The organism is uncultured Ruegeria sp., assembly GCF_947497005.1.
Lineage (GTDB): Bacteria > Pseudomonadota > Alphaproteobacteria > Rhodobacterales > Rhodobacteraceae > Ruegeria.
Genome location: NZ_CANMFF010000003.1, coordinates 75,720 through 93,728 on the forward strand (window position 1 = coordinate 75,720; position 18,009 = coordinate 93,728).

The following is an 18,009-nucleotide window of genomic DNA, read 5'->3' on the forward strand; positions in this document are numbered from 1 at the left end:
GGCACTTTGTGCCGGTCCCCCATGAATTTTTCTTAAACCTTCTGGGTTTCGGCTTACTCTGCGGCCTCCGCCACTGGCAGGACCGAAATGAAGGTGCGGTTTTTAAGTCCCTTGTGGAACTTCACCGCGCCATCGACAGTTGCAAAGATGGTGTGATCTTTGCCCATGCCTACGCCTTCGCCCGGCCAGAACTTGGTGCCGCGCTGACGTACGATGATGTTGCCTGAAATGGCGGCCTGACCACCATACAGTTTCACGCCAAGGCGGCGACCAGCTGAGTCGCGACCGTTACGGGAGGAACCGCCAGCTTTTTTATGTGCCATTCTCTCTCTCCTTAGCCTTTGGCCAGCTCTTTGGCCTGCTCAACCCATTCGGGTTTCACTTTGACCGTTTCGATAGCAGCAATCTGCTCGTCCGACAAGGCGGCCAGAGCGGCAAAGCTCTCGACACCGGCCTCGTTCAGCTTCTTGGCAGCGGCAGGGCCGACGCCGGTCAGCGCGGTCAGATCGTCCGCAGCAGCGGCGGGTGCTTCTGCCTTGGCTTCAGCTTTCTTGGCAGGCTTTGCTGCCGGAGCAGTTTCGCCAGCAGTCGCGGAACCAGTAGCGGCTTTCAGGCCCGACTTCTCTGCGCCAGATGCCAGAATGTCGGTGATCTTGACCAGAGTCAGTTTCTGACGATGGCCAACGGTACGCTTCGAGCTGTGCTTACGACGGCGTTTGACGAACTTGATGACCTTGTCACCCTTGATCTGTTCGATCACTTCGGCCTGAACGCCAGCGCCTTCGACAAACGGTGCACCAACGACCGGTGCGTCGCCGCCCAGCATCAGAACATCGTTGAATTGAACTTTTTCACCTGCGTCGGCAGCCAATTTTTCAACGCGGAGGATATCACCCGCCTGAACCTTGTACTGCTTGCCGCCAGTCTTGAGGACCGCAAACATGCGTCTTTCCTTTTCATATCCGCGTTCTGTGGTCCCCTTCCGGGTGTTGCTGGCTTTCGCCACCTCGAACAGCGCGCCCTTTTCGGGCTGTGTGACTGACCCTTTCGATATGTCTAAAGGGTCAAATAATAACGATACCCGGCGCGGAATACCGGCCGGGATGCGCGCTTATCCATAGATTGCCGGAGAAAGTCAACACCAAAGCGATGTCAAAGATCAGACGCTCTGAGCGTTTGTGCAACCGCTTGACCCAACTGAAAAGAGATATCGTTAAACATGCGATCAAAGCCTTCAAACAATGCCTCATTCAGCGCCCGACCTGTTTCGGTTCTGGAAAATGCGATGTTCTCTCTCATCTGTGCTTCATCCAGGGGGCGGTAAGCCATCAAAAGGAAAGAATAGAGCCAGGCCTCGGTTTCCTCGGTGCGGCTGTCTTTCCCTAAAAGAAGTTCGGCCAGCAATTCCTGATCATCACCCTGTGAGTCAATATCGAGACCCCGAAAAAAGTTATAGTCTGAACTCAGGGCCCCCTGAACGTTCTTTTCGATCAGGTCGTTGGCCTGAATGTACTCATCAATCAACTCGAAACGGGTCGTGTCTCGCTTTGCGGATTCGTAAGCTTCATGAGCCATATCTTCTATGGCCTGGTCTGACATCGCTTGCCGGGCCGAGTTTTCCAGCGCCACAATCGTCTGACCCAGTTCGCTTTCGAAAAACAAGATTGCCTGATCGAGCTGCGCATCGGACAAACCAGCCTCAAACGCATCCGTCAGGTGTGTTTGCATCCAAAGCGGGTCGTAAATGTCTTTGACCTGCGTTTCAAAGAACGCGCCACCGGTATTGTCCAATAGCGTATCGTCAAGCTCTTCACGGTGTCCCTGCCCTTCTTGCACAAGGATTTCCATCACCTGCGACAGATGCATGGCCTGCGCAAGCCGGTCGATCTTTTCATTGGCCTGAAGGGGTAAACCCCACAAAACAAGCGCAATCGCCAGAAGAACGCGCCGCATCAAATATCCTGTACTGGATGCAATTCTGCCATTCGGGCTGCCAGAACCTCGAACCGCATGGCCATAATCTCATACTGGATTGCGTTGAGCAGTTCATACACTTCCTGCATCAAGGGCTGTTCCAGCGCTTCGACATAGGTATCGACATCCGCATCGGAGAAATCCTGATAGGTGTAAGCTGCGCCCGCAAGGCTGGACAAGTGAAGGGACTGACGCATCCCGGCTTCGTTTCGCTTCATCAACGCGCGCAATTCATCCGCATCCAATTGCAATTCGATGACCCCTGATGCACTGGCTGCCAGAAGGAAGCGCAACTGAATTTCCTGCAAAGCCCGCAGCGCCGTTCCCGTCGAATCGATGGCATTGTTCATGCGCTTAAAGCTTTCGACCCGTTGCGATCCGTCCTTGATCAGGTCCGAAACGATCTTTTGACCTTCCAACTGTTTGGCTTCATCATCTTCATGCATATGCGAGGCGTTTTCAGCCTCGACCAGACGCTGCCCAAGATCGGATGCATAGAAATCAACCGCATGTGTCAGGGCCTCATCACTCAGAGTTTGTTCAAGGATTGAAACTGCGGTTTCATGCATGGCCTCGATCTCAAAAACCTCATCCGCCAGCCGGGTCCAGTCAGAGCCGAATCCATCTGGATCCATCCCCAACATCTGAGGGGCGGATCTCGAGCTCAGGGCGATGCTTTCAAGGGCAACGTTAAACCCGGTTGTGGTCAGAAAAGCCTCAATCCGATCCCGATTGGCGGCAGAAAGTTCCAGTGGGATTAGAACAAGCGCAATAAACGGGGCCAGAAACCAAAAGGCGAAGTGGCGTGCAAGCTGTGTCATACTTATCAGACTAGGAGTTTTACGTCGGCAGGCAATGGAAAAACCCGGCTTTCGCGATTTCAGGAATTTTCTGCTTGCACCCCTGCCCGTTCCTCACTAAATCCCGCCCTCACAGACCCCCGCGGAGAGGTGCCGGAGTGGTCGAACGGGGCGGTCTCGAAAACCGTTGTGGGTGCAAGCCCACCCAGGGTTCGAATCCCTGTCTCTCCGCCACTATCCCAAGCTGGCTTATCTACTCATCAGATATCTCACAAGGTTTGGCTCGGCCGTTGCCTGTTCCCGGCGGATCACTGCCATGGCTAGTCTTGCATCATTTGCGACGGCGTGTTCTTGCCGCGTTTCCAAGGGGCAATGAGCATAGCCCGGCTCATACTCTATTCTGCTGAGAATTATTGGGAATTCCCCTTTGTGCATGCGCTAATTTTGGCGCATCCCGGCGACACAATTTCCAAAGGAGACACACATGTCGCGTACTCTCATTCTAGCTATCGTCATCGCCGCAATTGGTGCTGGCGGGTACTTTTATCTGAATCAACCCGACCCCACCCCTGCTGAACGTCTGGAAACCGCGGCAGAAGAAGCTGCCGATGCGGTGGCCGACGCGGCTTCATCTGCTCAGGAAGAGGCCTCTGATGCGGTTGACGCGGCAACGGATCAAGCAACCGAAGCTGCTTCTTCTGTTGCGGATCAGGCGAGCGAAGCGGCGTCATCCGTTGCAGATCAGGCTTCTGAAACCGCGCAACAGGCAGGCGATCAGGTGGCCGCTCTGGCCGGTCAGGGTCAGGAACTGCTGACATCATGGATTCAAGACGGCAAACTGGACCCAACTAGTTTCGATTATGAAGGCATTATGACGTCCCTTCAGGAAAGCACTCTGGCGACCGAACTGAAAGATCAGGCGATCAAGATTGTGAACGATATCAAGGAATCGCCCGAAACTATTGTTCAGAAAATTCAGGAACTGACCAACCTGTTGACCCAACAATAAACCCGCATGAGGCCGATCCCAGTGGTCGGCCTCAGCCCAAAGACGTGTCCAGGCTTCCCCAAGGTTATGGCCTCGTTGAATTGACGTCTTCGGCAGCATTTGATTGGCTGAACCTGACATACAGCCCGCGCCCTTCCCGTGTCATTGGCAACTTTCTCGATCCGGCGCGCGCTTTATCTCAGCCATTTCGAGGATGATCACATGACCGACCTGCCCCAGACGATGTTCGCCACTCTCCTGAAACATGACGGATATTCCGGAACGTCCAGCGGGCCGATCATTGCTGATGCCGCCGACTGGTTGGAAGAAGCAGAAGTATCGGTGCCGCAACCCGGTCCCGGTCAGGTTCTGATCCGGCTGCGCGCGGCATCGGTCAATCCGTCAGATTTGCATTTCATCAAGGGTGAATACGGGCAGCCCAGGGTCAAGGGTTCACCTGCCGGGTTCGAAGGATGCGGTGACGTCGTGGCCGCCGGTAAAGGCGCTGAGGCCTTGCAGGGGCAACGCGTCGCGTTTGTGGCCGCCGGATCAGGCGCCTGGGCCGAATATATCGTCACGCAGATGCAGATGTGCATCCCATTGCGCCCCGATATCTCGGACGATGACGGGGCCGCGCAGATCGTGAACCCGCTGACCGCGATGGCGATGGTGGACATGGCCAAGGCGGACGGAGATGCCTTTGTCGTATCCGCCGCGACCAGTCAGCTGGGCAAGTTGATGTGCAGTCTCGGGCGCGATCTGGGATTGAAACCCATCGCTCTGGTGCGCCGGGCCGAGACCGCTGAGATGTTGAAAGGTCTGGGTGCTGCCGAGGTGCTTGTAACGACCGGAGAAGACGTGGTCGCGAAGTTTGCTGATCTGAGTGCACAGCTAAAGCCGCGCGTGTTTCTGGACGCCGTGACAGACCAACTGTCCGAACAGTTGTTCTGCGCCATGCCAAACCGGGCGCGTTGGATCAGTTACGGCAAGCTGTCAACCGAGGCGCCGACGCTGACACAGACGGGTCAGCTGATCTTCATGGGCAAGCGGATCGAAGGATTCTGGCTGACGCAGTGGATGATGTCGACACGACCTGCCGATCAGATGCGCGTTGTGGCCGAGGTTCAGGCCCGCTTTGCCGACGGGCGCTGGAAAACGGATGTTTCTGAACACCTTACGCTCAGAAATCTTGTGCCAAATCTGGCCGATGCGCTGAAAAAGAGTGACGGCAAGGTGATTATCACGCCATAGTAGAACAAACCCGCGTGACAGGAAGAAACGCGTGGGCGGAACGCCACACCGGAAAACCGGTCGAGGGAGGACAGTTTGGATAACGCTCAGCTGCTGATCAGCGGACTGGCGAACGGGTGTGTCTATGGCCTGATCGCACTTGGCTTTGTTCTGATTTATAAGGCGACCGAGGCGGTGAATTTCGCGCAAGGCGATTTCATGATGCTGGGGGCCTTCGTGACCATCGGCCTGACGAACACCGAATATATGGGCCTGCCGTTCTGGCTGGCCCTTCCAATCTCACTGGGGATCATGGGGGCGTTGGGTTATCTTCTGGATCGCCTGATCATCCGGCGTATGTTTGGAGAAAGCCAGACTGCCGTTGTGATCCTGACCATCGCCTTGGGGTTTGTGATCCGCTTTGTTGCCGGGTTGATATGGGGGCACGAACCGCAAACTCTGCAAAACCCGCTAGCCGGCAAAGAGGTCCGTTTTGGCGGGCTCGTGCTGGGGATGGAGGATGTCGCCGTGATCGTCGTCACCATCCTGCTGACCTGGGCACTTTATGTCTTCTTCAGCCGCACCAAACTGGGGCTGGCCATGCAAGGCGCATCGCAAAATCAACTGGCAGCCTATTACATGGGAGTTCCGGTAAAACGGGTACAGGGATTCATCTGGGCGCTGGCCGGGGTCGTCGCTGGGATCGCCGGTATTCTGTTCGCGGCCAAAGGTGCCGTGGATCCGACAACCGGATTGCTGGGCATCAAGGCTTTTGCCGCAGCTGTCATCGGTGGATTCGGCAGCCTTCCAGGTGCATTGGCCGGAGGGCTGATCGTCGGCATCATCGAGCCTTTTGCCAGTCGCTATATCGCAGCAGGCTACAGTCAGGTCGCGCCCTACGCTCTGCTGCTTGCCGTACTGATATTCCGACCCAACGGGTTGTTCAGTCAGGTTCGGGTCAAAAAGGTCTGAGCCATGCGGATCATCTTTAAAACCAACTATATGCAGGACATCCGCCCCTGGAAAGATCGACATCAGCTTACCCTGTATCTGATCCTTCCGATTGTCGTTGCCGCTGCCCCCTGGTGGCTTGATGATTTCTATCTGGGCGAACTGACCAACGTTCTGATCTGGGCCATTGCCGGGCTGGGCCTGATGGTCCTGACGGGACATACAGGGCAGGTCAGCCTAGGTCATGCTGCCTTTTTGGCCTTTGGGTGTTATGCCAACGTTGTGCTGATCGAGGCGGGCGTACCTTTTCTAATCGCATTCCCTCTGGCCGGAATTATGACAGGGATCGCGGGCGTGACAGTGGCGATCCCTGCCCTGCGCCTGCATGGGATCTATCTGGCGATTTTCACCATGGCGCTTTCCATCCTGATGGATGACATCATCGTTCTGTCCGAACCCATCACCGGAGGCGTATCGGGCAAATATATCGGCGGGGTCGAGATTTTCGGCCATCTGGTTGATCGTTGGGGAACGCCCGATCAGTTTTTCTGGCTGGTTCTGACCGTCGCCGTTCTTGTTACACTGGGCTATATCAACCTGTTGCGCACTCCGTTGGGGCGCAGTTTTATTGCAGCGCGCGACTCTGAGGTTTCCGCGCAGGCGATGGGTGTCGATATCGCGCGGACTAAGATGATCTCTTTCGCTCTGTCCTGTGCGGTGACGGGTTGGGCCGGAGCGCTGATGGGGCTGTTTGCCGGAGCGTTCAACAACGAAACTTTCAGCGTACTGATCTCGATCCAATTGCTGATGATGATCGTGATCGGCGGGCTGGGTTCGATCCATGGGGCGTTCCTGGGCGCTATCGTGATCGGGTTCTTGCCGCAATTCCTGTCAATCTCAAAGGAATATGTCGGTGCCCTTTTCGGCGGGAATACAGTGGCTATTCCGGGGTTGGAATTCGGCATCTTTGGGATGATCCTGATCGCTTTCATCCTGTTTGAACCCATGGGCATATATGGCCGCTGGCTGAAGATCCGAACCTGGTTCGAGTTGTTCCCCTTCTACCGTAAGGACATGTTCAAACGGCAGAAATCCTATCTCAAGACGGAGCGACTGAGATGAGCTTGCTGGAGTTTGAAAACGTCACGCTCAAATTCGGTGGCCTGACAGCAGTGGATGACCTGTCGTTTGAGGTCCAGGAGGGAGAGGTTTTCGCCATTGTCGGACCAAATGGCGCAGGCAAGTCCACGGTCTTCAATCTGATATCGCGGTTCTACGATCCTTTCGTCGGGTCCATCAGGTTTGATAACCACGATCTTCTACAGGTCAAACCGTCCGGCGTTGCAGCCTATGGCGTGGCGCGGACCTTTCAGAATATCGAACTGTTCGAACACGCGACTGTCCTGCAAAACCTGTTGGTCGGGCGTCACCGCCATCGGCGAACAAACCTGATTTCTGAGATTCTGTTCACCCCATCCGCCCGCCGTCAGGAATTGGAAAACCGCGAAAAAGTCGAACAGATTATCGACTTCCTCGATTTGCAGGCCAATCGCGACAAAATGATCTCGGGGCTTCCCTACGGCGTACGCAAAGTGGTCGAAGTCGCGCGTGCACTGGCCACCGATCCCAAATTGCTGTTGTTGGATGAGCCCGCCTCGGGCCTCTCGGTTGAAGAGACGACCGACATGCGTTGGTGGATTGATGATATCCGACGTCAGATGGGCATCACCGTTTTGATGGTGGAGCATGACATGGGGCTGGTCTCGGGCGTTTCTGACCGGGTTCTGGCCATGGCGGACGGTGCAAAACTGGCGCTTGGCACTCCGGTCGAGGTACAATCGCATCCGGCAGTGATTGAAGCTTATCTTGGGAAAGCCTCATGAACGTGCCAATCCTGAAAATTCGCAATATCGAAAGCTTCTATGGCCCCATAATGGCCATTCGGGGTGTTTCGCTGGATGTTCACGCAGGCCAGATTGTTTCGATCCTCGGCGCAAACGGTGCGGGCAAGACGACGTTGATGAAAACCGTTTCGGGCGTAATGGACCCGGAAAAGGGCACGATCACCTTTGATGGAGACGACATACAGGGATCTGAACCGCATACCGTCGTCCAGCGCGGGATTGTCCATGTGCCCGAAGGGCGCGAGGTTTTCCCTCTTTTGACGGTCGATGAAAACCTCAGCCTTGGTGCCTATACACGGAAAGACAAAAAGCAGATCGAGCAGGATCGTGAGCTGGTCTTCAGCTATTTCCCTGTTCTCCAAGACCGTCATGGGCAAGAGGCGGGGACTCTTTCGGGCGGACAGCAGCAGATGTTGGCGATCGGGCGCGGTCTGATGGCCCGGCCTCGTATCATGCTGCTGGATGAACCGTCTCTGGGTCTGTCGCCTTTGCTGGTGCAAGAAATCTTTGGAATTCTCGAACGTCTGAACAAAGAACAGAATATGACAATGTTGCTTGTCGAACAAAACGCCAATGCCGCATTGGAATTGGCGCATCATGGGTATGTGATGGAGGTTGGCCGCGTCGTCATGGACGGGGCCGCAGATGAGCTTTTGCAATCCGAGGATATCCAGAACTTCTATCTTGGCGTGCAGGAAGAAGGCGCGCGCGAGAACCGCCGCTGGAAACGCAAAAAGACGTGGAGGTAAGACGGTTGGACGCCACACCCCTGCCCCCGCAGATATCGATCAACGGTGTGCAATTCAACGCAACGCCCGGCCAACGGCCGCTGCGCGTCGATGGCTGCATCACAATCAGCGCCCTGTTTCAAAGCCGTTGCGCTGAATTGGGAGACCGCACCGCCCAACGCGAGAAAGATCTGGGCATCTGGAAATCCTATTCCTGGGCAGATTATTGGCGGCACGCCAAGTGGATTGGGCTCGCCCTGCGGGAGTTGGGGCTGAATCGGGGTGACGTAGTCTCGATCCTGTCAGAGGACCGCAAGGAATGGATGTGGTTCGACATGGGCATCCAATGTGTCGGCGGTATTGCCTCGGGCGTCTACACCACGGATTCCGCCGCGCAGTTGCAATATCTGATCAATGACAGCGGCAGCAAGTTCCTGATCGTCGAGGATGAGGAGCATCTGGACAAGTTTCTTGAAATCGAAGAGTCCGTCGCCGATCTGGTCAAGGTGATCATTTTGGAAGGCGAGGGTCTTCATGATCTGAAACATCCACGCTGTATGATGATCGACGACCTATATGCCGTGGGACAAAAAGCTGATGCTGAAAACCCGGGACGGTTCGAAGCTGAAATAGCCCTTGCCAAACCCCAGGACACTGCACTTCTGGTCTATACCTCGGGCACCACCGGCCAACCCAAGGGCGCGATGCTGTGTCACGAAAACATTCTGGCCGCCATGGAATCCGGCGCTCGTGCACTTCCGGCCCTGTCCGGCGACGAACAGCTTTGTTTTCTGCCGCTCTGCCATATTCTGGAACGTGATGTCTCGGTCTATTTCCCGTTGGCGGCCCGTTGCACCGTGAATTTCGCCGAGAGCCCGGAAACGGTGTTTGCCAACTTACAGGAAGTCTCGCCTTCGACTTTCACCGCAGTTCCGAGGGTTTGGGAAAAAATCTATGCGTACGTACAGATTCTGACGCAAGAGGCTACGCCACTGGGACGGTTGGCTTTTGGCCTTGCGCTGAAGGCTGGCGCTCAACGTGCTGAATACCTGAATGCCGGGAAGCCGGTTCCCGCTGCCATCGCAGGCAAGTTCTGGATCTGGGATCAGCTGGTTCTGAAAAACCTGCGCCGAATGCTGGGTATGGACAAATTGCGTCGCGGCGGCACCGGTGCCGCTCCGATATCAACAGACCTGCTGAAATGGTACTGGGCAATTGGCGTGCCGTTAGTAGAAGGTTTCGGGATGACCGAAACCGCGGGACTTGCCACGCTCAACACCGTCAAAAGTAATAAGATCGGCACCATTGGAAAGGTTGTGGACGGCTGCGACATCCGCATATCGGACGACGGAGAAATCCAGTTGAAAGGTATGAACATCTTTCAGGGCTATTGGCGCAACAACGCCAAGACTGCCGAAAGTTTTACGGCAGATGGCTGGCTTTGCACCGGCGATGTGGGGCACGTTGACGAAGACGGCTATGTCACCATTACTGGTCGCAAGAAGGACATCATCATTACCGCCGGCGGCAAAAATATTACTCCGGCCGAGATCGAAAGCCGATTGAAGTTCAGCCAATACATCTCGGACGCGATCATCATCGGCGACAGACGTAAGTATCTGACAGCGCTGATCATGATTGATCAGGAAAACGTTGAGAAATTCGCACAGGACCGCAAAATTCCATTCTCGAACTTTGCCTCGCTTTGCGCAGCCCCCGAAGTCAGTAAGCTGATCGGCGCCGAGGTCTCGGCTGTAAACACAGAGTTTGCGCGGGTCGAGCAAATCAAGGATTTCCGCCTGATTGATGTTCAGCTGACTGCTGAAGATGACGAATTAACGGCAACTATGAAGCTGAAACGCGGGCTGGTGGAAAAGAAACACGGACATTTGATTGAAGATATGTACACTTAAACAAGGGCTTTCGGGAGGAAAGAGATGAACAAATCATTCAAACGGCTGGCTATTGCCACGGTGATTTCGGCGACAGCCACCTTTGGCTGGGCAGAAACGCAGGGCGTTACTGATGATGAGATCATTATTGGGTCCGTCAACGATCTAAGCGGTATTTTTGCCGCCGTGGGGGTTCCGGCCACCAAGGGCGCAAATGTAGTATTTGACCGGGTGAACGAAGCCGGTGGCGTGCATGGGCGCAAAATCCGCTATGTCGTGGAAGACAACGGTTATCAGATGCCACGCGCGATGCAGGGCTATAACAAGTTGCTGAACCGCGACAAGGTGTTCGCAATGCTACAATCGCTTGGCACACCGATGAATATTGCCGGGTTCAAACTGTTGGACCCCAAAGGAATTCCCAACGTCGCCCCCCTGACTGCTGCGCGTCAGATGCTGCAGGAGCCGGTACGGAACAAATTCACATCCTTTTCAACCTATTACGATCAGGCCCGCGTTGGTGTGAAATACCTGTCCGGTGAATTTGGATCACAGACCGTCTGTACCATGTATCTGCCGACCGATTTCGGTGAGGAAATTCTCGAGGGCAGCAAAGCCGGAGCGGAAGAAGCCGGGATCACCTTCGGGTCGGAGACGACGCATAAGCCCGACGAGACAGATTTTGTAGGATCTCTCAGCAAACTCAAGGAAGAAGGGTGTGATATCGTCACCATGGCGCTGGGGGTGCGGCAAGCGATTACTGTAGTTGGCACGGCCAAGAAGATGGGCTTGACGGATATGAAATTCCTTGGCACCTCGGCCAGTTTCCTGACTGTCGTGGCCCAGGTTCCCGGCGGCGTGACTGATGGATTCTATGCAGCGGCCTCGTGGCAGGACTTGTGGGCACGCGCAGATGAACCCGCACCTGCCGCGTTCATCGAAGAGTACAAGGCAGCAACGGGCGATGATCCGGTCGGGTTTGCCATGTTGGGCTATTCCGCTGCGGAAATGATGGTCAAGGCGCTGGAGGCCGCAGGCCCTGACCTGACACAAGACAGCTTCATTCAAGCAATGGAAACGCTGGATTATCAGGATGAATTGATCGGCAACCACATGACGTTCGGACCGGATGATCATCAGGGCGCCGATTCCGTTTATGTTAACGTCGTTGAAAACGGAGCTTGGAAACTGGTCTACGAAGAATAGACCTTGTAATTACCCAACGAAAAAGGGCTCGCAAATGCGAGCCCTTTCTTTTTTGGTTGTTCCGCAGCGATTAACGCTTGGAGAACTGGAACGAACGACGCGCTTTGCGCTTACCAAATTTCTTACGTTCCACAACGCGGCTGTCGCGGGTCAGGAAGCCAGCGGCCTTCAGGGCGCCACGCAGCGACGGATCGTACAGTTGCAGCGCTTTCGAGATACCGTGCTTGACCGCTCCGGCCTGACCGGTCAGGCCACCGCCTTTGACGGTTGCAACAACGTCGAATTCGCCTTCTACGCCGGCAACCTGGAACGGCTGGCGCAGGATCAGCTGCAGAACCGGACGAGCGAAGTACTTGTCCTGATCTTTGCCGTTCACGATGACCTTGCCGGAGCCCGGCTTGATCCAAACGCGGGCAACGGCGTCTTTACGCTTGCCGGTGGCATAGGAACGACCCAGCTCGTCACGTACGGGTTCGCGCACGATGACTTCTTCGGCCACGGCCTCAACGCCTGCAACGGCGCTCAGCTCTTCGAGAGTATTGATCTGATCAGCCATGGTCATTAGCTCCGGGTGTTTTTCTTGTTCATGGATGCAACATCCAGAACTTCGGGCGCTTGCGCCTCATGGGGATGCTCGGCACCGGCATAAACGCGCAGGTTGGTCATAACCTGACGCGACAGGCGGTTGCCCGGCAGCATGCGCTTGACCGCCTGGGTCACGACGCGCTCGGGGTGCTTGCCCTCGAGGATCTGCTGCTTGGTGCGCGACTTGATGCCGCCCGGGTGGCCAGTGTGCCAGTAGAAGTTCTCTTCGCGCTTCTTGCCGGTCATCTGGATCTTGTCAGCGTTGATCACGATGACATTGTCGCCCATGTCCATGTTCGGAGTGAACGACGCTTTGTGCTTGCCACGCAGGCGCATGGCGACGATCGAAGCAAGACGGCCCAGAACAACGCCCTCGGCGTCGATCAGGATCCATTTCTTGTCGATGTCTGCAGGTGTTGCAGAAAAGGTTTTCATGGCAGGATAGTCCTGTTTGATGTGAAAGACCGCCCCAGCGGAGCGGCCCGAATTCGATGGAGCGTGTTTAGACAGCGATGATTGTCGCGTCAAGCGGCCCAATATTGTAAAAATATAGCTAAACCAATGTTTTACAAAATAGGTATTATTTTACCCCATGTTTTTCATACTCAATTCGCCCCAAATCCCGCACTCTGATACACTCTTCTGAAAATGGTCGCGTCCAGCCACGGAGACTCGCATGCAGGACTTGATGCAAACAATTAATAACTACGGCGCCGCTTGGCAGGAAAAGTCCGCGGAAAAACGGCTTGAGTTCTTGACGCGGTGTTTTGCGGAAAATGGCCGATATGTAGACCCAACAGCCGAAGTTTCGGGACGTGAGCAGTTGAATGCCCATATTGGTGAGATTCTTCAAAGCACGAATGGCCGCGTCGATATTACCAGCAGTCCGGTTTCGCACCATGATGTCGTTCACTTTATGTGGCACATGGTGGCGCCTGATGGAGCGATCATGGTTGCCGGACATGACTTCATTCGCGTGGACAATGAAGGAAAAATTGCCCATCTGGCCGGATTCTTTGGCGACCCGGCCCCTTTGACCTGAATGTTAGACGCTGATCTGCTCTGGCGGATTGTCCAGCAACGCGCGCAGCTTCAGCATTGCGTCCTCAAACCGTTCCAACGAAACATGGCCATTCATGGCGATGCGGACAGCGTTTGGCGCGCGCCCGTCGCGCAACGCAAATTCATCTGCCGATCTGAGTTGTATACCTTCCCGTTCCGCCGCACGGCTGAACGCGGCAGAGCGCCAACCCGATGGAAGGTTCAGCCAGACAAAGGGCACATCCGGAGCCCAGTTCAGATCAAACCCACCCAGCGCATTGACGGTGACCCGGACATAATCCCCCATCCGCTTGCGCACATCCTGGGCAATCTGGCGGGTCCGCGGATCAGACAACAGCAACCGCGTGAGTTCGGCTAGCGGTTGGGCAAGGCCAAAGTACCCATATTCAGCTGATCGACGCAGATCGACGCTGCGATCTTTTGGAGCGATGGCAAAACCCACACGCAACGCCGGGGTGAGGATCTTTGAAATCGATGAAACGTGCCATCCGCGTTCCGGAGCGAGCGCACGATAACTGGGTTCTCGCGCTTCTCCCATGCGATAGCAATCGTCTTCAATGACTTGCAGGTCAAAGCGTCGGGCGACGTCCACAACCTCTTTCCGGCGTTCCAGCGGCGTGTGAACACCGGTAGGATTCTGAACCTCGGGTGAGACGCAGATGGCCTGAGCATTGGTTTGCCGCAATACATGTTCCATGGACGCCGGATCAATGCCCCATTTATCCATCTTGATGCCAATGGTTTCTGCGCGCATCAACTCTCCGGCCCGGCGAAACCCGGCGTAAGAGAGGTCTTCAACCAACACAATTGGTTTTGGTCCGCGCAGGATCGTCTGAAACACTAGACACAATCCGTTCTGGCCGCCGTGGGTCAAGACGATGTCATCATGGGTCAGCGGACCCAGTGGCAGGTCCGACAACCAATCCACGACCGATTGTCTCATGGGTTTGTAAGCGTCCCGCGTGGGGTAATTCAGAAATAGACCCGGATCAGCTTGCGATACCTTTTGCAGACATTCCCGAATAAGTGCGACCTGCCCCGCATCTGGCAGTCGCGGGCTGAACAGGCTGACATTGGCGTTGTACTTATCGTCTCTTAAGTAAAGTTGCCTTGCCCAAACATCGTCCAGGATTGGTGATTTTGGCGGGGCTACAAATGTACCACGCCCAACCTCGGCGTGTAGCAAGCCCTCGTCCGTCAGAATCGTATAAGCGCGAGCAACGGTGCCAGGTGTAATTTGTAACCGATACGCAAGCTCCCGGACCGGGGGAAGCTTAGCTCCAACCTCCAGTGATTTGTTATCAATGGCTTTTCGTATTGCGTCTGCCACCAGTGTGTATTTCGGACCCTTGGATTCGGGCAGAACATCCGGCCAAATTGTATCCATTACAATTCTTCCTTTGCCTTTGACACAATTCTGAATGTATCAAGCACATGTACCAGACAATACTGTTTTGTGTCAATACAATTTGAAAGGACTTCTGAGATGACACGCACGATGCACACCCCCGCCCTTCTGCTGCTGAACGACAGCCCACGGCTGCCTCTGCTCGCTGCATTGGCCGTGCGGTTTGCTGCGGCGGTCACTCAATGGGAACGCCGTCGCCGCAGTCGCGTCAATCTGAGTTATCTGGATGATCGCCTGCTGCAGGATGTTGGGCTGACCCGCCGTGAGGCAGACCGGGAAGTAAAACGCCACTTCTGGCTGTCTTAATTGATCCCCAGTCCCAATTATTGGGACATCTTCCTGGGCCGGGGCCTGTCCCCGGCCTTTTTTATCCGAATTTCGCAGCAGCCGACCCAACTGGTGGCAGAGAATACGTCATCGTTGCCCGCGCAACCGGAACATCCCCACCGTCAGAGAATAGAAGCACGTCCCCGACCGCGAGCGTTTTACCCAGTTTCAACAAGCGGCAGGTCGCAATCATATCGGCGCCGCCCTCCGGTTTGCGCAGAAAATCCAAGGAGCTGTTGGTTGTGACAGCCAATGATTGACGGCCCTTACGCGCCAAAATCATCGCATAGACGCTGACATCCGCCAGCCCGAACATGGATGGGCCCGACACTGTACCTCCGGGGCGCAGGTGATGGTCCTGAACCACAAGGCGCATGGTGATCGAGTCCTCGGTCAAATCCTCGACGACGAAATCCTTGTGCACCTGAGGGAACACCTCTTTGAGGTATTGTGACAGTTCGTCCCGGTTCAATGCCAAAGCCATACTTCCCCTCCTGCTTTTACCGACCTAGAGTTGGCCCAACTTGGGATCGGAGGGCAAGATGGCAATTCTGGAACGTAACGACACTGGCGCGGTTGCACGGCTTACAATGAACGCACCGGATCGGCTGAACGCGCTGAGTGACGAGATGCTCGCTGCGCTGCAGGCGCAGTTCGACGTGCTTCGCGAAGACAACACGATCCGGGCAGTGGTCCTGTCAGGGGCTGGCAAGGCGTTCTGCGCCGGGCATGACCTAAAACAGATGACTGCCGGGCGCCAATCTGAAGATGGCGGCAAGGAGTACTTTCAGGACCTTTTTTCCCGTTGTGCCCTGATGATGATGTCCATCCAGTCCCTACCCCAACCTGTCATTGCGCAAGTCCATGGCATTGCCACTGCCGCCGGATGTCAATTGGTTGCCACCTGCGACATGGCTGTGGCCGCCGAAGGCACGCGGTTTGGTGTCAACGGGGTCAATATCGGTCTGTTCTGTTCCACGCCCATGGTGGCGCTCAGCCGCAATATTCCCAGAAAGCAAGCGTTTGAGATGTTGACCACCGGCGAATTCATTTCCGCAGAACGTGCGGCCGAGTTGGGTCTGGTTAACCGCGTCGTCTCGGAAACGCAGCTTGAGCATGAAGCCAACGCGCTGGCGGAACTGGTGGCATCTAAGCTTGGGGTGGCCGTAAAGATAGGTAAAGAGGCGTTCTATCAACAGCTGCAAATGCCTTTGGATCAGGCTTATGCCCATACCGGAGACGCAATGGCGCAGAATATGTTGTACCGGGATACAGAAGAAGGCATTTCCGCCTTCATTGAGAAGCGTCCGCCAAATTGGACCCAATGAGGCAATTGTATTGCACATTTTTTGCCACTGTTTTCATTTTAGCACTTTTCAAAAGGGCAACTCTGTGGCAAAGGTGGGTCAAGGCTAAGGCCTTAATACACTTTTGGGTCGCCGTGGGCGGAAGGTCCCTCCAGCTGGTCTCTCTCACCGGCGCTGACATTCCCGCAACGGCGACCCCAAGACCCCTCCCCTAAATCAGCCAATTCAGATGCCGCCAGTTGCGTCTGTTTGTGCTGTGTCCTATGTGGCTGCGCATGACACAAGTTTTGCATATCGTGGGCGGCGGCATGGCCGGGTCCGAAGCCGCCTGGCAGGCCGCTGAAATGGGCGTAGACGTGGTGATTCACGAAATGCGCCCTACTGTAGGCACCTTTGCGCATCAAACCGGCAACCTGGCTGAAATGGTATGTTCGAATTCGTTCCGTTCGGATGATGACGAACAAAACGCCGTAGGCCTGCTGCACTGGGAAATGCGGACCGCCAACGGATTGATCATGACAACCGCCGACGCCCACCGACTTCCTGCCGGGGGCGCGTTGGCCGTGGATCGCGACCCGTTTGCCGAAAGTGTCACCGCAAAACTCCGCGCTCACCCGCGTGTGACAGTAACCGATGAAGAAGTGACTTCCCTGCCCGACGATGGGCAGTGGATCTTTGCGACCGGTCCTCTGACCTCTCAAACGCTGGGTCAGGCGATCCGCTCCGAAACGGGATCTGACGCACTGGCATTCTTCGATGCCATCGCGCCCATCGTCTACTCTGAGAGCATCGACATGAGCAAAGCGTGGATGCAGTCACGATATGACAAGGGAGAGACCGAAGAAGAACGCACGGCATATCTGAATTGCCCGATGGACCGTGATCAGTACGAGGCATTCATCGACGCGCTTTTGGCTGCGGACAAGACCGAGTTTCACGAAGGTGAGACCGCAGGCTATTTTGATGGCTGTCTTCCTATTGAGGTCATGGCCGACCGGGGGCGCGAGACTCTGCGCTTTGGTCCAATGAAGCCTGTTGGGCTAACCAACCCGCATGCGCCTGACATCAAACCTTATGCCGTGGTTCAGCTTCGGCGCGACAACGCGTTGGGCACATTGTTCAACATCGTGGGGTTCCAGACCAAGATGAAGTACGGCGCCCAAACCGACGTGTTCCGCATGATCCCCGGTCTGGAGAACGCCAGCTTTGCCCGTCTGGGCGGCATTCACCGCAACACATTCATCAACTCACCCACTCTGCTCGACGCACAGATGCGGTTGAAATCCAGGCCCAACATACGCTTTGCAGGGCAGATCACGGGTGTCGAAGGCTATGTTGAAAGTGCAGCGATGGGATTGCTCGCCGGTCGTCTGGCCGCTGCTGAAATACTGGGACGTGATTTGCCGGAAGTGCCGCAGGACAGTGCAATGGGCGCTCTGATCCATCACATTACCGGCGGCGCCGAGGCCAAGACTTTTCAGCCGATGAATGTAAACTTCGGCCTGTTCCGCCCTGTAGATGGCTTAAAGGGCGGACGGCGGGGTCGGAAAGACCGTTACAAGGCCTATACCGACCGTGCCAAAGCGGACTGGAACACATGGTTGGAGCATTGCTGACTGGACGTACGATGCGATCTCAGCCTAGCAT

Annotated in this window: 20 protein-coding genes and 1 tRNA gene; 13 read left to right on the forward strand and 8 right to left on the reverse strand. The window is 55.5% G+C overall.

What is annotated here, in order from left to right; translation table 11 throughout:
• Nucleotides 1–53: 53 nt before the first annotated feature.
• The 4 genes from rpmA to Q0816_RS05155 all read right to left on the reverse strand — a co-directional run bounded on the left by rpmA (nucleotide 54) and on the right by Q0816_RS05155 (nucleotide 2,795).
• Nucleotides 54–323, reverse strand: coding sequence for a 50S ribosomal protein L27 (gene rpmA / locus Q0816_RS05140; protein WP_058271644.1), 270 nt, complete (start codon nucleotides 321–323; stop codon nucleotides 54–56).
• Between the two features lie 11 nt (nucleotides 324–334).
• Nucleotides 335–943 carry a 50S ribosomal protein L21 gene (locus Q0816_RS05145; protein WP_298848313.1) on the reverse strand — a complete coding sequence of 203 codons (609 nt, stop codon included), beginning with the start codon at nucleotides 941–943 and terminating at the stop codon, nucleotides 335–337.
• A 209-nt stretch (nucleotides 944–1,152) separates the two neighbouring features.
• Nucleotides 1,153–1,953 carry a DUF2059 domain-containing protein gene (locus tag Q0816_RS05150; protein WP_298848315.1) on the reverse strand — a complete coding sequence of 267 codons (801 nt, stop codon included), beginning with the start codon at nucleotides 1,951–1,953 and terminating at the stop codon, nucleotides 1,153–1,155.
• Nucleotides 1,953–2,795, reverse strand: a complete 843-nt coding sequence (locus tag Q0816_RS05155; RefSeq protein WP_298848317.1) for a DUF2059 domain-containing protein — start codon at nucleotides 2,793–2,795, stop codon at nucleotides 1,953–1,955. Before Q0816_RS05155 ends, Q0816_RS05150 begins: the two co-directional genes overlap by 1 nt.
• A 123-nt stretch (nucleotides 2,796–2,918) precedes the next feature.
• Between Q0816_RS05155 and Q0816_RS05160 the strand changes: the two genes are divergently transcribed.
• From Q0816_RS05160 to Q0816_RS05200, 9 genes are all read left to right on the forward strand, one after another.
• Nucleotides 2,919–3,008 (forward strand) — tRNA-Ser (locus Q0816_RS05160).
• A gap of 250 nt (nucleotides 3,009–3,258) precedes the next feature.
• Nucleotides 3,259–3,783, forward strand: coding sequence for a hypothetical protein (locus Q0816_RS05165; RefSeq protein ID WP_298848319.1), 525 nt, complete (start codon nucleotides 3,259–3,261; stop codon nucleotides 3,781–3,783).
• 201 nt (nucleotides 3,784–3,984) lie between these two features.
• A complete protein-coding gene (locus Q0816_RS05170) occupies nucleotides 3,985–5,013 on the forward strand; it encodes a zinc-binding dehydrogenase (RefSeq protein WP_298848321.1) in 1,029 nt (342 codons plus the stop codon).
• A gap of 75 nt (nucleotides 5,014–5,088) precedes the next feature.
• Nucleotides 5,089–5,964 carry a branched-chain amino acid ABC transporter permease gene (locus Q0816_RS05175; RefSeq protein WP_298848323.1) on the forward strand — a complete coding sequence of 292 codons (876 nt, stop codon included), beginning with the start codon at nucleotides 5,089–5,091 and terminating at the stop codon, nucleotides 5,962–5,964.
• Nucleotides 5,965–5,967: 3 nt separating this feature from the next.
• On the forward strand, nucleotides 5,968–7,065 hold the full coding sequence (locus Q0816_RS05180) for a branched-chain amino acid ABC transporter permease (protein WP_298848327.1): 1,098 nt from the start codon (nucleotides 5,968–5,970) through the stop codon (nucleotides 7,063–7,065).
• On the forward strand, nucleotides 7,062–7,826 hold the full coding sequence (locus Q0816_RS05185) for an ABC transporter ATP-binding protein (RefSeq protein WP_298848329.1): 765 nt from the start codon (nucleotides 7,062–7,064) through the stop codon (nucleotides 7,824–7,826). The genes Q0816_RS05180 and Q0816_RS05185 overlap by 4 nt, the downstream gene beginning before the upstream one ends.
• Nucleotides 7,823–8,596, forward strand: a complete 774-nt coding sequence (locus Q0816_RS05190; RefSeq protein ID WP_298848332.1) for an ABC transporter ATP-binding protein — start codon at nucleotides 7,823–7,825, stop codon at nucleotides 8,594–8,596. Before Q0816_RS05185 ends, Q0816_RS05190 begins: the two co-directional genes overlap by 4 nt.
• A gap of 5 nt (nucleotides 8,597–8,601) precedes the next feature.
• Nucleotides 8,602–10,488: a long-chain fatty acid--CoA ligase gene (locus Q0816_RS05195; RefSeq protein ID WP_298848334.1), complete on the forward strand. Its 1,887-nt coding sequence runs from the start codon at nucleotides 8,602–8,604 to the stop codon at nucleotides 10,486–10,488.
• Nucleotides 10,489–10,512: 24 nt separating this feature from the next.
• Nucleotides 10,513–11,673 (forward strand): ABC transporter substrate-binding protein, encoded by a 1,161-nt coding sequence (locus Q0816_RS05200; RefSeq protein WP_298848336.1) that lies wholly within the window; start codon nucleotides 10,513–10,515, stop codon nucleotides 11,671–11,673.
• Between the two features lie 70 nt (nucleotides 11,674–11,743).
• Here Q0816_RS05200 and rpsI read toward each other — a convergent pair whose 3' ends face one another.
• Nucleotides 11,744–12,229 (reverse strand): 30S ribosomal protein S9, encoded by a 486-nt coding sequence (gene rpsI, locus Q0816_RS05205; protein ID WP_298848337.1) that lies wholly within the window; start codon nucleotides 12,227–12,229, stop codon nucleotides 11,744–11,746.
• Between the two features lie 5 nt (nucleotides 12,230–12,234).
• Nucleotides 12,235–12,693 carry a 50S ribosomal protein L13 gene (rplM, locus tag Q0816_RS05210; protein ID WP_281994631.1) on the reverse strand — a complete coding sequence of 153 codons (459 nt, stop codon included), beginning with the start codon at nucleotides 12,691–12,693 and terminating at the stop codon, nucleotides 12,235–12,237.
• 241 nt (nucleotides 12,694–12,934) lie between these two features.
• Between rplM and Q0816_RS05215 the strand changes: the two genes are divergently transcribed.
• Nucleotides 12,935–13,300 (forward strand): nuclear transport factor 2 family protein, encoded by a 366-nt coding sequence (locus Q0816_RS05215; protein ID WP_298848341.1) that lies wholly within the window; start codon nucleotides 12,935–12,937, stop codon nucleotides 13,298–13,300.
• A 3-nt stretch (nucleotides 13,301–13,303) separates the two neighbouring features.
• Here the strand turns inward: Q0816_RS05215 and Q0816_RS05220 are convergent, their stop codons facing one another.
• Nucleotides 13,304–14,707 (reverse strand): PLP-dependent aminotransferase family protein, encoded by a 1,404-nt coding sequence (locus Q0816_RS05220; protein ID WP_298848343.1) that lies wholly within the window; start codon nucleotides 14,705–14,707, stop codon nucleotides 13,304–13,306.
• A 99-nt stretch (nucleotides 14,708–14,806) separates the two neighbouring features.
• On the opposite strand from Q0816_RS05220, the gene Q0816_RS05225 reads away from it, so the two are divergent.
• Nucleotides 14,807–15,034 carry a DUF1127 domain-containing protein gene (locus Q0816_RS05225; protein ID WP_298848344.1) on the forward strand — a complete coding sequence of 76 codons (228 nt, stop codon included), beginning with the start codon at nucleotides 14,807–14,809 and terminating at the stop codon, nucleotides 15,032–15,034.
• Between the two features lie 61 nt (nucleotides 15,035–15,095).
• Here the strand turns inward: Q0816_RS05225 and Q0816_RS05230 are convergent, their stop codons facing one another.
• The gene (locus Q0816_RS05230) at nucleotides 15,096–15,539 is read right to left on the reverse strand and encodes a PaaI family thioesterase (protein ID WP_298848346.1); all 444 of its coding nucleotides are present in this window, start codon (nucleotides 15,537–15,539) and stop codon (nucleotides 15,096–15,098) included.
• 58 nt (nucleotides 15,540–15,597) lie between these two features.
• Between Q0816_RS05230 and Q0816_RS05235 the strand changes: the two genes are divergently transcribed.
• Nucleotides 15,598–16,383, forward strand: coding sequence for an enoyl-CoA hydratase (locus Q0816_RS05235; protein ID WP_298848348.1), 786 nt, complete (start codon nucleotides 15,598–15,600; stop codon nucleotides 16,381–16,383).
• Nucleotides 16,384–16,637: 254 nt separating this feature from the next.
• The gene (trmFO, locus tag Q0816_RS05240; RefSeq protein ID WP_298848349.1) at nucleotides 16,638–17,978 is read left to right on the forward strand and encodes a methylenetetrahydrofolate--tRNA-(uracil(54)-C(5))-methyltransferase (FADH(2)-oxidizing) TrmFO; all 1,341 of its coding nucleotides are present in this window, start codon (nucleotides 16,638–16,640) and stop codon (nucleotides 17,976–17,978) included.
• The last annotated feature ends 31 nt before the right edge of the window (nucleotides 17,979–18,009 follow it).